This is a genomic window from Nostoc sp. FACHB-133 (genome assembly GCF_014698055.1).
Lineage (GTDB): Bacteria > Cyanobacteriota > Cyanobacteriia > Cyanobacteriales > Nostocaceae > Nostoc.
On the sequence record NZ_JACJSH010000020.1, the window covers coordinates 109,093 to 122,490 of the forward strand.

The 13,398-nt window shown below is 40.0% G+C and carries 15 protein-coding genes; 5 read left to right on the top strand and 10 right to left on the bottom strand.

The features are described 5' to 3' along the window. Positions 1-94: 94 nt before the first annotated feature. Entirely contained in the window at positions 95-1,168 is a 1,074-nt protein-coding gene (locus H6G86_RS17855; protein ID WP_190935442.1) for a glycosyltransferase family 4 protein, read from the top strand. A gap of 336 nt (positions 1,169-1,504) precedes the next feature. Here H6G86_RS17855 and H6G86_RS17860 read toward each other — a convergent pair whose 3' ends face one another. The 5 genes from H6G86_RS17860 to H6G86_RS17880 all read right to left on the bottom strand — a co-directional run bounded on the left by H6G86_RS17860 (position 1,505) and on the right by H6G86_RS17880 (position 6,821). Then, positions 1,505-2,188 (bottom strand): Crp/Fnr family transcriptional regulator, encoded by a 684-nt coding sequence (locus H6G86_RS17860; RefSeq protein ID WP_114081365.1) that lies wholly within the window; start codon positions 2,186-2,188, stop codon positions 1,505-1,507. A gap of 199 nt (positions 2,189-2,387) precedes the next feature. Beyond that, the gene (locus tag H6G86_RS17865) at positions 2,388-3,605 is read right to left on the bottom strand and encodes a GspE/PulE/PilB domain-containing protein (RefSeq protein ID WP_190935443.1); all 1,218 of its coding nucleotides are present in this window, start codon (positions 3,603-3,605) and stop codon (positions 2,388-2,390) included. A 281-nt stretch (positions 3,606-3,886) separates the two neighbouring features. Further along, positions 3,887-5,074: a HetZ-related protein 2 gene (locus H6G86_RS17870; RefSeq protein ID WP_190935444.1), complete on the bottom strand. Its 1,188-nt coding sequence runs from the start codon at positions 5,072-5,074 to the stop codon at positions 3,887-3,889. Positions 5,075-6,076: 1,002 nt separating this feature from the next. Next, entirely contained in the window at positions 6,077-6,424 is a 348-nt protein-coding gene (locus H6G86_RS17875; RefSeq protein WP_069069149.1) for a carbon dioxide-concentrating mechanism protein CcmK, read from the bottom strand. Between the two features lie 85 nt (positions 6,425-6,509). Next, positions 6,510-6,821, bottom strand: a complete 312-nt coding sequence (locus H6G86_RS17880; RefSeq protein WP_069069150.1) for a BMC domain-containing protein — start codon at positions 6,819-6,821, stop codon at positions 6,510-6,512. A 268-nt stretch (positions 6,822-7,089) separates the two neighbouring features. On the opposite strand from H6G86_RS17880, the gene H6G86_RS17885 reads away from it, so the two are divergent. Next, positions 7,090-7,977, top strand: a complete 888-nt coding sequence (locus H6G86_RS17885) for an alpha/beta fold hydrolase (protein WP_190935445.1) — start codon at positions 7,090-7,092, stop codon at positions 7,975-7,977. 123 nt (positions 7,978-8,100) lie between these two features. On the opposite strand, the gene H6G86_RS17890 is transcribed toward H6G86_RS17885, so the two are convergent. Continuing rightward, positions 8,101-8,721, bottom strand: coding sequence for a hypothetical protein (locus H6G86_RS17890; protein ID WP_190935446.1), 621 nt, complete (start codon positions 8,719-8,721; stop codon positions 8,101-8,103). Between the two features lie 2 nt (positions 8,722-8,723). After that, a complete protein-coding gene (locus H6G86_RS17895; RefSeq protein ID WP_012409272.1) occupies positions 8,724-9,356 on the bottom strand; it encodes a ParA family protein in 633 nt (210 codons plus the stop codon). A 246-nt stretch (positions 9,357-9,602) separates the two neighbouring features. Between H6G86_RS17895 and H6G86_RS17900 the strand changes: the two genes are divergently transcribed. Beyond that, a complete protein-coding gene (locus H6G86_RS17900) occupies positions 9,603-10,985 on the top strand; it encodes a cytochrome P450 (protein WP_190935447.1) in 1,383 nt (460 codons plus the stop codon). A 47-nt stretch (positions 10,986-11,032) separates the two neighbouring features. On the opposite strand, the gene H6G86_RS17905 is transcribed toward H6G86_RS17900, so the two are convergent. Then, the gene (locus H6G86_RS17905) at positions 11,033-11,626 is read right to left on the bottom strand and encodes an acyltransferase (protein WP_190935448.1); all 594 of its coding nucleotides are present in this window, start codon (positions 11,624-11,626) and stop codon (positions 11,033-11,035) included. Between the two features lie 219 nt (positions 11,627-11,845). Between H6G86_RS17905 and H6G86_RS17910 the strand changes: the two genes are divergently transcribed. Further along, on the top strand, positions 11,846-12,010 hold the full coding sequence (locus H6G86_RS17910; protein WP_190935449.1) for a hypothetical protein: 165 nt from the start codon (positions 11,846-11,848) through the stop codon (positions 12,008-12,010). Between the two features lie 75 nt (positions 12,011-12,085). Continuing rightward, positions 12,086-12,139, top strand: a complete 54-nt coding sequence (locus H6G86_RS40175; protein WP_520449523.1) for a hypothetical protein — start codon at positions 12,086-12,088, stop codon at positions 12,137-12,139. 182 nt (positions 12,140-12,321) lie between these two features. On the opposite strand, the gene H6G86_RS17915 is transcribed toward H6G86_RS40175, so the two are convergent. Both H6G86_RS17915 and ccmS read right to left on the bottom strand, forming a co-directional pair. Next, complete coding sequence (locus H6G86_RS17915; protein ID WP_190935450.1) at positions 12,322-12,882, bottom strand: shikimate kinase; 561 nt, start codon at positions 12,880-12,882, stop codon at positions 12,322-12,324. Positions 12,883-12,941: 59 nt separating this feature from the next. After that, a complete protein-coding gene (gene ccmS / locus H6G86_RS17920) occupies positions 12,942-13,370 on the bottom strand; it encodes a beta-carboxysome assembly chaperone CcmS (RefSeq protein ID WP_190935451.1) in 429 nt (142 codons plus the stop codon). Between the last annotated feature and the right edge of the window lie 28 nt (positions 13,371-13,398).

Sequence of the window (13,398 nt, forward strand, 5' to 3'; positions counted from 1 at the left end):
ATTACATGTTTTTTGGGTGGAGCCATAGCGAAACCTGCTAAACAAGTTATTTAGCTAAAAAAATGATGTTGATAAAAATAGATTAACGACGGAAATGTACCATAAATTATTATTTATGTCTACTCCAATGGGCGCGCTAGGTTCAGGATTGGGAGGCGGAGTAGAGTTAACTTTATCTAATATTGCTACAGAGATGCTGCGACGAGGACATAAATTAGAAATTGTTGCACCGCAAGGATCTATCAGCAATTCATTACCGATTAGACAAATTCCCGGTGAACTAATACAGATACCAGCGCAAAATCAGAGTCGTAGCGATCCAATTTTGCTGCATAAAAATTCTGTTTTAGCGAATATGTGGGATTATGCTCGTCAAGTCCAAACTGATTATGATTTAATTGTTAATTTTGCATATGATTGGTTGCCACTCTATTTAACACCATTTTTTAATTGTCCGCTCGCACATCTGATCAGTATGGGTTCTTTGACAGATGTAATGGATGAGATTATTGAACAAGTAGCAATCAATTTTCCTGGTAGTATTGGTGTTCACAGCCAAACACAGGCAGCTACTTTCACATTTGCAGAACGGTGTATTTGTCTGTTAAATGGCATGGATTTATCTATTTATCAATTTTGCCAGAAACCAACTCAGAGCTTGGCGTGGGTAGGTAGGATAGCTCCTGAGAAAGGGCTAGAAGATGCAGTAGCAGCAGCAGAAATCACTGGCATTAAATTGAAAATCTTCGGATTAAAACAGGATGTATCTTATTGGGGAAAAATTTGTCAAGAATACCCTAATGCTCCTATAGAATATGTAGGATTTCTACCAACTCTTGAGCTACAAAAGGAGCTAGGTAAATGTCAAGCACTTTTAGTAACTCCTCGTTGGATAGAAGCATTTGGAAATGTAGCAATAGAAGCGCTTGCTTGTGGAGTACCTTTAATTGCTTATCGTCGCGGTGGTTTAACAGAAATTGTCCAGGAAGGAAAAACTGGTTTTTTGGTGGAACCCGATAGTGTTCAAGGTTTAGTAGAAGCTATTAACCATTTGGATAAAATTGACCGACAAACTTGTCGTCAGCAAGCAGAAACTCTATATTCTTTAGAAGCTATGGGCGATCGCACTGAAGAGTGGTTTCAAGAAATTCTGAGAAAAAAATTTTGAAAAGCTGATATAGTACTAATCTTGTTCAATTTAGATATTGCCGCTGCGACTAACGGGATTTACCAATGCAGCCATCCAACGTTGAAATTAATAAATAATTCTGGAACAATTACGCCAAAACATGGGATAAATCTCAAGTTATTCTAGGTAATCAAAAAGTTACAGATGATGAAAGAGATAATTACGTCAATTATTTAGGTGATGAATGGGCGACAGTATAAGATGCAGTCAATATTGTGACTAAGTATATTACACCGTTTATTTCCCAAGACAGTACAACCTTTTCTTTCTTTTTCAGCAACCCCTACCTATGATGGATTATCTCGGATAAAGTAATCACACTTTGCCAGCCAAGTTTATCAACTGCTTGAAATTCACAAGATAAGTAATGTTATTGGCGCTATCAATTTTGATCCACCCTTTTTCATGCAGCTTTTCCATGATTTTGGTGGTTTCTTCAACACCGATTTCTGTTACCTCTGCTAAATCTTTAAAAGGAATGTTAAAAACTTCTCTTCCTAAGTCTGATTCCTGACCATAACTTTCACCTAAAGTTACTAGGGTATGAGCGAGTTTGACTGCTGGTGGTGAAGACCGCATTTGTAATCGCTGGTTAATTTGCCGCAATCGCCGCACCATCAGTTGCAGCATCCGGTGATGTAACTGTGGGTCTTTAAACAATATTTGAATAAAACGCTCTCTAGAGATACTAAGCAACTTCACGGGTGAAAGGGCAATGACATCGGTTGAGCGTGGAGATTCATCTAAAATTGCCATTTCTCCAAAAAAATCGCCACGACCAAAAATTGCCAAAGCTACTGAATCGTCCCCGACAGTACGCCGGACTTTGACCCAACCAGAAACCACGAAGTAAACGGCATTACCCCAGGCATCTTCCATCACAACGGCTCGCCCCGATGGATATTCATGTTCAATTGCAACGTTGAGCAGCCATTCTAAGGTTTGTGGGTTGGCTGTACTCATCAAGGGGAAAAGTTCACTAAAAACCTCAGTTAGCATGAAATATTTGCAACAAATGGATTCAAGAGCGGGAAACTAACTTTGATACTGTAAGTTTGTTTAAATCGTAATCTTACTCAGAGTACGATCGCAAAATTTGTATTTATTTGAGATGAACCTTTAAGGTTGATCGGTCTAAAGTCTCATTACAACATAACAATTATGTAAGCGATCGAAATCAGCGCTTTCACTGACAGACCTATAATTTGCTGTCTGTTGGTGGATTGCTATGTATTGCCAGTATTTTTATCTGTTGGTCTAAGTTTTTCACTAATTGATTCAGTGTAGCTAAAGCCTCTGATTGCTGAGAGTCAAGGCTAGGATTCAACAAAAGCCGTTCTTGTAGTTCATGTAATTTGAAACTTAGTTGTTGAGAAATTCCTAAAGCATCACGTCCCAGACGCATCAATTGTTGTTGTTGATAGAATTTTAATGCTGCTCCCCGCAAGACTTGGAGTGTTGCCTCTTCACCGTAGGTTCCCGGCATAACTCGCAAGCGTAATAACAAGCGGTTTTTTTGATATACATATTCCTTCTCTACCTGTTTTGGTTCTGCAAGCGTGATGAGAGGTAGGGAGGCAAACCGCTTTAATTCATTCAGTACTCCTTGGAAAACATAGAGCGGCAACTTGTCTAATACAGACTGTAATATTCCATTATCACTCCACAGTATCCTGCCTTCGTAAGCTTGTCTTTCTAAATACAGCCGGCCGATTCCTCCACCCAGAATTCGCCCTAGTAATTCCTCTAGTAATTTTTTTGGTGGTAGTGTTGGCAGCAACTCAATGGGAGTAAGTAATTCAGGAACTTGTGTAGGTAAAATAGGTAGATTGTTTGCTACTGCAACGGATGTCTCGCCCTCTTGACTCCTTAGAGTTTGAGATGATTGATCTAGCTCTGGGATAGGAGGCAAGTCTACACGTTGTCCAGAATGTTGACGCTTTTGTGTCTGAAACGCCATCAATAGGGGGTGCTGATTTGATTCTGAGTCGGCATTTAGGGAGGGAATAGGTTTGTCAGTATTTTGTTGGGGAAAGTCCTCTGTTGACTCATGCACAACTTTTGCATCTAGCTGAGATGTATTCTTATGGTTGAGGTAGGCTGATAATATTCTGCGGTGAGAGTCGCTTGCGATCGCCTCAATCACCATTGTGCAATTGATATAAGACAAAATGCGGCCAACATAATCTAGTGCCTCACTGTCTTGTGGATAAACCATACCTAGCAAGAGGTTTTGGTCTTCTAATCCCAAGGGCAAAATCTGATGGTAGAGGCAAGCTTCAAAGGATAAAAGATTATCAATCAGTTGGAACATTTGCTCGCGTTCCCCTCCTTCCTCCCATCTAGTTTGAGTGGCAGTTAGGATTTGCTGTGCATTTGCTGCGGTATCATTTAGTCCGCCCTCGGAAGACAACATAGGTTTGATTGCGTGGTGTTTATTTATATTTTGCCTCTAATTGAGTAGGTAGTTAATAAAGATACTTTGTTTGATTGTTAAAATTTAAATTATATATACTTAAGTAGACGTAAGTAAAAGATGAATTTTAGATGATAGATTGGGGATAATACTGAGAAGTGGGCATTGGGCATGGGGCATTGGGCAAATAATTAATACTTCTTCTTACCCTAATCCCCTACTTTCCCTACTCCTCCACTTCGCCACTCCCCATTTGCCTTGTCTCCCGCCGCCTGAATTGGCTACTCTTGGGTTCTTAAAGCTTGGGCTGCAAGATAAATTTTTGTCCATTCGCCTAATACTTGATGGGTTTTGAGTTTTAACTGTTGAGCTATTGCTTCTATTGAGTTACCTGCTTTCCGCAAATCTAGGATTTGCCGCCCTAGAGGAGTCAATTTTTCATCAAGTTGTTGCCATTGGTTTTGCGTTAACCCTAAATTATGTTCTTGTAAGGAAATTGAGAGCCAGCTGTCTACTAGCTCTGGTTTATTTTTGAGGGCAAAAACACGCACCGCATGGTAACTAATTTTTTCTCGCAGACGGTAGACTTCTTTAGTCTGCTTATCCAGTTTTTGGGCGATCTCTTCTTGGGACTTACCTTGCAGATACAGTCGTAGCCATTCTACTGCGTCTTTTCCCAGATTTTCTTGTAAATAATTTTCAAATTCTTTTTGGACGGACTGACGTAGGGCCTGTTGTTCTTCTAGTTGTTGTGTTTCTTGATATTCTGCGATCGCCTGACTATCTACTAAGTTAACTCGATTGTCACTGTCGTCGGTGAGGACTTCTTCTGATACCAGTCTAATCATGTCACGACCCGGCACTTGGGTTAAGCCACCGCGCTGAGTGCGACGCAAGTAATTTACAAACCGGTAAGCTAATAGGGGTTGATTGCGTACTGGCCGCAGACAATATTCTTCTACACTGGCAAATAGCAGAGCATCTGCCAATCGCCTATCGCTTGTATATTTGGCAAGATCAGCCATTTGTTGCTGCATGTAGGCATCAGTTTGCAGTAATTCTTGGAGTACTTCTTGCAATACATCCATAACACTGCGCTGGCGATCGCGGCTGAGGGAAACCCAAGTCTGAATCTTATTCCGTAATGTCACTAAACTCCCTAATCGCGTTATCAAGTTGCGATAAGCACGTTCTCGCCCAAAGCCTAAATAACGTTGACGTAAAATCCTCCAGCGATATTCCATCGCTTGTTTGGCGATCTCAAGTTCCTTCGGGTTTAACAGATCAAACCGTTTTGAGTCAGATCCAAATAGCCAGAGAATAATACTTTGCCTCGCAGCTTCATTTTGCTCTGGACATTCAGTAGCCAAGCGCTTTTGCCAATCTAAAGCCAGTTTTTCCATATCTGTTGTCATACTGAGATTGCATTCCTCGAAACTCAATTTTGAAGTTTGCATCACAACCCCCATTTATCCCACCTAATTGTTAACTGGCAGCTGCCCCAGATTTCATGAGTTTCATGAAAATAGCTCAGTGTTTCTACTCTTATTACGTCTTAATTCACTAGAATTATGCAGAAATTTCTACATTGATGTTTTCCTTTCAATTCCAAAATACCCAAAACCCTTGTAAATGAAGCATTTAGAGCAAGTTTGTTAATTTAAGCTTTTTGTAAAGTTATGTTTTTTAACTAAAAACAGAAATCTGCCTAGAGTGGTGAGGATACACCTTTGCATGAGATGGGTCGGGGAAATCTGATATTTTGTAACAAATACTAAGAACGAATCTAATTTAACTCAATGTCAGACGTTATTTCACCCGTATAAGTTTCAACCCTTTACAATCCCTTACGTAGGAAAATACTTAGTTAAATCTTAATACGCTTGGTGTTCATAAGATTTTGCACTATAAAAGCCCTCCGACCCTCTTAAAATGAGCTTAATTCCATCCTTTCTAAGGGGAATTAGGGAGGAGGAGCGAGCTTTAACTGAATAGTATTAAGTTAAATTTCTTAATATATTTTTGTTTTATCTAAATGTAAACTTCGTCTACCTTAAGAACCGTAGTTTTGTCGGTTGGGTGCAGCAATAGTGTAACCCAACATAAATAAGGTGGTAATGTTGCGTTTCACTCCACCCAACCTACATCAATATATCTTTTAAAAAACTCTAGGTTTCAACATAGATGAGGTTTATATACGTAAATTAGTGTTTAAAAGGATATTTAGTAAGTCGTTATATAAAACGTTTAAATTAGTAAAAATGAATAGTCAACAGTCAATATTGATTGATTTTGACTATTGACTGTGATTGTTGCTTTCCCTCTGCTTCAAAATTCAACTTCTGCAAAATCTAATAACAGAAAGAATGCAACCCTCAAAAGCTTTAATGGTCAGAAGCCTTAAAATAGACTTCTCAATAAATTCATTTGTAGAGATTCTTCGTTTTGAATTTCCCCGCAGAGGGTTGAATCTATCGATTGTTCGATCTAACAATCGGATTTTCTACAGATTCTCGATACCCTTGGACTTGTTCTGTGTAACCAATTGGCAGAACAGCTTCAACGTTTTCATGGGGACGAGCAATAATTACCCAGGATTCAAGTGTACCGCCAAAAACATTTTCTGCGGCTTCAACACCAGCAGCCATAGCAGCTTTTACTTCAGAAACATCGCCACGAATATTAACTGTAAAACGGGCGCTACCCACTCTAATATATCCAACAAGAGTGACTCGGCCAGCTTTTACCATTGCATCTGCTGCTGCTAGCACCGCAGGAAAACCTTTCGTTTCAAGTGCTCCAACTGCCTGTAATGACATTATTAATCTCCTGTATGAATAAACGATATGGGGGCTACAAGGTAATTGTACGAAGCTTCGCTACAGATTTTGATAGCAAAATTGCTTAGAACATGCGGAAAGGTTCTGATTCTTCGGTGAAATGGATTGGTAATATGGTTTCCACATTTTCCGGGGGATTAGGAACAACGTAGTAGGTAATTACTGTACCAACCTTAACTTGCTCTCCAGCTACGATTCCGGCTTCAACAGCTCTATTGACTTCAGAAACGTGTCCCCGGACGGCGACTAACAAACGTGCGCTTTCAGCTTGACCATAATACACAATCGTGACTGCGGCAGCTTTGACCATTGCATCTGCTGCGGCTAAAACACTAGGAAAACCTAAAGTTTCAATTACGCCAACCGCCATTGGCATGGCATTAGCTCCTGGAATAAGGGATAGGCGATATCAATTGTACGTGGCTTTAGTCCCAATTTTGACATTTTGCAAAATTTTCTTTGGTGGTGGGAATTAGGAGAGACGCGATTAATCGCGTCTTTACAAGAGTTAGAATATTTTGATTAGCCGCTAAACTATGTTTTATGTATTACAAATAATACTTGAGCATATTAGTTTGTGTAATTTTGTTGTTTAACAAAATCAGCGATGCGCCAAAGCAAGCTAATACGATAAACTGAAATTTATGTTTCCGAATTTTCTTCCTCAAGCAGTTGGGCAACTGACAGAATCTGCCTCGATCGCACTAGCTCAGAGTATTCAAACTGCTGCGATCGCTACTCCTTTAATTAATCAACCAGTTACCACAACTTATGTCAAGCAAGGGAGTGGTGGAACTCCTATTTTATTAATTCACGGCTTTGACAGTTCTGTATTAGAATTTCGGCGGCTTTTGCCACTACTCTCTAGAGATAATGAAACGTGGGCTGTGGATTTGTTGGGTTTTGGGTTTACAGATAGACTCTCAGGAATTGCTTATAGCCCAACTGCGATTAAAACCCATCTTTATTATTTCTGGAAAAGCTTAATTAACCAACCTGTAATTTTAGTGGGCGCTTCGATGGGGGGTGCGACGGCGATTGATTTTACGCTGAGTTACCCGGAAGTCGTAAAAAAGCTGGTGTTAATTGATAGTGCGGGGTTGGCTGGTGGTTCACCGTTAAGTAAATTCATGTTTCCCCCACTAGATTATTTCGCAACTCAATTTTTGAGTAATCTAAAGGTGCGCGATCGCGTTTCTCGCATTGGATATAAAAATCAAAGTCTTGCTTCTGTCGATGCTTTATGGTGTGGCGCATTACATCTACAAATGCCCAGTTGGAATCAAGCTTTGATTGCTTTTACTAAAAGTGGTGGTTATAGTGCTTTTAGATTTAAAAAAATATCACAAATTCTGCAACAAACGCTAATTTTATGGGGCGATTCTGATAAAATTTTAGGTACTAAGGATGCTATGAGATTTAAAAGAGCCATTCCCCACAGCAATCTCATCTGGATTCAAGATTGTGGTCATCTTCCGCACTTGGAACAACCACAAATCACCGCGCAGCATATTTTAAACTTTCGAGTTTAAAGCAGTTTTTTATTCACTAAGTATAATACCGATTACCTCTGGGGTTGGATAGAACAAGGAGCTTAAGCCCCTTGTTTTACAAAACCTGATTTTGTGCAGTTTCACAAAGAACTGATATCAACTCTAGTCAAGTAACCACATCTCATTAGAACTATCAGGATACTCATTTGGTTGATTTTGTGGTTGGTTTTGAGCTAACGTTTCCGATGAACGATGTGATTTTTTGTAGTTAAGTGGATTGTAATGGTCTTTGACTGGTTTGATAGCAGTACTTTCTTTGACCACAAGTTTTTTAGAATTATCTTCTGCTGTTTGTTTTAAAGCATTAATTTCTTCTATAAGCTTGGAATTTGCTTCTGCAAGTTGCAGTGCTGTTTTTTTAGTTTCTTCAAGTTCTTTTGTTAGTTGTTCTAGTAATGATTTTTGTTCTGATGCAAATGTTTTTTGTTTAGATAATTTTGATTGCAAATCAGCAACTTCTTGTCCAAGAGATGCTTCTTTTTTGTGGCTTGCTTCTAAATTACTTGTCAACTCTTTAACAGTCGCTTCTAAATCAGCTTTAGTTGGGCTTGTACGCTTAGTAGAATTTGGCTCAGGTGTTTGTGCTGAGGATTCTTCATCAGATGAAGCCTGTTCTTCGGTAATTGCTTGTGCTGTAACTTCGATCGCAGATTCACCTTCTGGGGGTGTAAATTTTTGTGCCTCTTCTTGTAGTAAGTCAGAGAGACTTTGTTTCCTAGCCATTATTATTTTCTCCAATCACGCTGTAATTCATCAGCTGCACGACGGTAGTCTAACTCCGCCTCTCGTGCATTACTTCCTCGCCATTGAGCGATCGCTACACCCTCAAGCGCCGCTCGTTCATGAGCCTTATAAGCACGGATAAAGGTATTAAAAGCAGGAATACCTAATCTAGTGAGAGTGTTTTTTGCTTCTAGCGCTTCCCCAATACTGCGCGTATCGACTTTAGTAAGCAGTACCCGATGGGGGGTTCCCACGGGGATGACGGCTTCCTTGACTGTTTCCACGAGGATAGCTAAATCCATTGCGGATGGGGGTGTAGGCAAAACTAGATAATCTGCGATCGCAACTACCGCCACTAATGCTTCAGAGCGCAGCGCGGGAGGTGTATCCACCACTACTAAATCGTAACCTGTTATCTTTCCTAAATCACTTAAAAGCTTGGGATCTGTTTCTTGAGATAAATCAAATCCCATTCCCTGCTGACTGCGCCCAAACCACCAACTGGCAGAACCTTGAATATCTGCATCAATCAGCAACACCTTTTTTTTCTTCGCAAAGTTTGCAGCCAGATTGACTGCGGTAGTCGTTTTGCCGACTCCTCCTTTACCGTTGAGAATAGCGATGATTTTTGGCACTGCTTGCTTCCGATGCTGCCTCTTGTTAGCGGTAGCGGGGCGTTTAGCCCGTGCTGAGTTAGGAGTGCTGAGTTAGGAATAGAGACGCGATGAATCGCGTCTGTACAAGAGTTTTTATTATTCTCTTTTCAGTTCTCAGTCTCCAGTCTCTAGCCCCCAATCATGAATATACCGCTTTCTGTAACCCTAAATAACATGAAAAGTCGTAACAATAAAATTCAGAAGCCATCAAATTTACAAACTCCTATGACAGCAACTTACAATCTGCCTGATGGGCCTCAAATCCCACGCTGGTTGCGGATGATCAAGTTTATTACTCAGCCAGTGAAATATGTCGATGATTTTGCCAAAACCTATGGTGACACTTTCACCATCAGGAGTACTAGCTCTGATAACCATCTTGTGTATTTTAGTCAACCCGAAGCACTTGAGCAGATTTTTACTGCTGATTCGAGGCATTTTGAGGTTGGGAGGGGAAACACAGGACTAAGATTTTTACTTGGCGATCGCTCCTTTATGTTAGCGGATGGCGATCGCCACCAGCGCCAACGGCAACTATTAGCTCCCCCTTTTCATGGCGAAAGGATGCGGGCTTATGGTGAGGAAATTCGGAAAATAACCCAACAGGTGAGCCATGAATGGCAAATTGGTAAGCCTTTTAAGATCCGTGAGTCGATGCAGGAAATTACCTTGCGTGTTATCTTACGGGTTGTCTTTGGTTTGAATGAGGGAGAGCTTTTTGAAGAACTAAGGCGATCGCTAAGTGACTTACTAGACTTCATAAGTTCGCCCATAATGTCCAGCGCCTTCTTTTTCCAGTTCATGCAAAAAGATTTCGGTGCGTGGAGTCCGTGGGGTTGGGTTCTGCAACAACGGCAAAAAATTGATCGACTGATTTATGCTTTACTTCGAGAACGTCGCGACCAAGCAGATCAAAATCGCCAAGATATCCTAAGTTTGATGATGGCGGCTCGTTACGACGATGGTCAAGGGATGTCAGATGAAGAATTACATGACGAGTTAATGACACTGCTAGTAGCGGGACATGAAACTACTGCTTCGTCATTGACGTGGGCTTTTTACTGGATTGATCGTTTACCAGAGGTGCGTGAGAAATTGCTAAAGGAACTCAACACCATTGGAGTTAACCACGATTTGAGTAGTGTAGGTAAATTGCCCTATTTGACAGCAGTTTGCCAAGAAACACTACGAATTTACCCAATTGTCATGACTGCTTTCCCTCGGATTGTGAAAACCCCAATTACAATTATGGGCTACGAACTGCGAGAGGGAACGGTAATAGTCCCCAGTATTTATTTAGCGCATCATCGAGAAGAAGTTTATCCACAACCTAAGCAGTTTAAACCAGAACGCTTTTTAGAAAGACAATATTCACCTTATGAATATTTACCCTTTGGTGGCGGTAATCGTCGCTGTATTGGGATGGCATTTGCCCAGTATGAAATGAAAATTGTCTTAGCAACTGTTCTATCTGACTTTCAAGTATCGCTAGTTAATAAACGTCCTGTGCATCCTGTACGCCGTGGATTAACTGTCGCTACACCGGCCGGAATGCGGATGGTTGCAACACCTCAAGTCAAGCGTGCAAATACGCCAGCTTTAGTTTAGGTAAGTAGGGTGGGCATTTTAATCCCCACCCTACTATCGTGTAATAATTACGAGATATCCTGATTTTCTTGCTTGTTAGCGAGTTGTTCATAATGTTCTTTATTGCGGTATTTAATTGTTCTCATTGGTTGATTCCCAACAATTGCTAAAGGTTCAACATTAGCAGTTACAACCGTACCAGCCGCCACAATTGCACCATCTCCAATAGTAACTCCCGGAATAATTAGGACATTTCCGCCAATCCAAACATTGCGGCCGATGACAACAGGTTTATGGATGTAGACATTATGTTCATAAGGCAAATCATTACTTTGATAGTCGTGATTGGCAGAGAGGATAATAACATTAAATCCGAGTGTGGTGTTGTCGCCAATTGTAATTCCGCCACGTCCATCTAATAAGACATCTGGGCCGATGTAGACTTTATTTCCCAGAGAGACATTTTGCGGATGGTCAATTTTAATATCTCGCTTAAATCGTAAACCTGAGCCACAAAATTTTAATTGACTCTTCAGTTCTTGATGCTTGTAGCGCCTGATTTTGGTTTCTAGATATTCTCCCCACCGTACCATACGAGGTACTAGCCATTGTTCTAATAGTCGTTCTAATTTATTCGTAATTTTATTTTTTATCTCTTTCATAAAACCTCACGGAAGTTTAAGAACCTTCTGGCTTCTAACCAGGGAGGAAAAACAACACAGGTACTTTAGCACCCTTCACTTTTATTAGGTTTCCCCGATGAGAGTATTTTCTCCCGTGTGAATACCGTTTTTCTAAAAGTCAGTTGGGCAAAACCATTTCCTCCTCGTTCCGTAACTTCTGAGGAAGAATTGCTAGCTATGTAAGAAGTAATCGATTCCTTGATTGATAAAGGTGAATTAACACCAAATGGACAAGACTATCTCAATGTTTTAGGTACTCTGGTTGACGAGGACGAGCAAAAGCATCATTCTATACCTGATATTCATGGCATAGAATTACTTCAAGCGTTGATAGCCGAATTTTGTTTGCGACAAAAAATTTAATTCCTATCTTTAAAACCGAGTCTAAAGTTCTACAAGAACAATTCATATCACTATGAAGCCGTATTTAACATTATCTTGCATTGCGCCGAAAATCTAACTTACCCAGATTTCCACAAAACAATGAACTAAACAACAAGCGCAGAGTTCTTATCTTCCTTTGTGTTCCTCTGCGCTTCCCTCCGCGTCCCTTTGCGTTAAAAACATAAAATTAGATATTCATCGCGGTATTATAGAGTAGCATCTAAAGATGTTTTCTAAAGTTATAACCCATCTAAAAAAGCCACTTAAAACTAGAGAACAAGTAATCAGTTTTAAAGTTTTACAATTTTAAGTATCTCATCCCGTGTTTCTTCAGGTGATTTACCCTTTGTATAAACAACAAACTTTGCTAAATTATAATTTGAATGATGCTTAACAAAATGCTCGTTCAAATCAAACCCATTACTAACAATCCCACCATTACGTTCGTTAAGTATTTGGATAGATTCTTCTAAATCTGGAGAAGGAAGAATCAACACAACATTTATATATGGCTCTAAAACTTGTTGCACCTGTCTGAAAAGATCGTCATCTTCATAAACAGAATGGCCTGCGCCAAAATCAATAACACAATTGCTATATTCCGAAAGTACTCTTTCAACCGCGTAGGCTTCAAAAGGTTTCCAATAACGATAAACACCTGGAAATCCTTCTTTTTCTCTTATTTGCTTTGCCAGTTCCTCATCATAATTTATTTCCTTATAATAATTCAATCGTACATCATCCATAGAACACTGTGAAATCCCTAACTTATGAGCAAGCAGTTTTCCAAGTGTGCTTTTACCTGTACTAATTGGCCCAATGAGAATAATATCTAAAATCTTACGACTCATTTTAAAAAGCCTGAAGATTAGAAACAACTCTGCTATACAAATAAACAAGCCTTAGTTAGTTATAACTTCAACTCCTCCCTCATCCTCTCTTCCAGCACATCTAATAACCCATCCACATCCTTCCCAGATTGCTCAAAACAAATCGGTGGTGCTGGTTCCGGTGCAAACTGAATTAACTTAATTTCCCCCTTCCCAATCCCAATCATCACAACTTCTATTTCCGGTTTGTGATTTTCAACAATTCCCAAAATTTCTTGCAGCCGATTCTCAACTTTAATATTTAAATTCTCTATCTGTTCTTTCGGACAATAAACAAAATGCGGCGTTGGTTGCAAATCAATACCAACAGTACCCTGAGTGTCACCATTAGCTAACCACAATCCCCAAAACAGCGCCGCCAATTCATGCTGATTTGCTTTGACAAACCTATCCAACTGGACACGCCACTTGTTATCACCTGATTCTGGTTGATTATTGCCAAAAAACATAAATAATTCGTAATGAAGACACAAAACA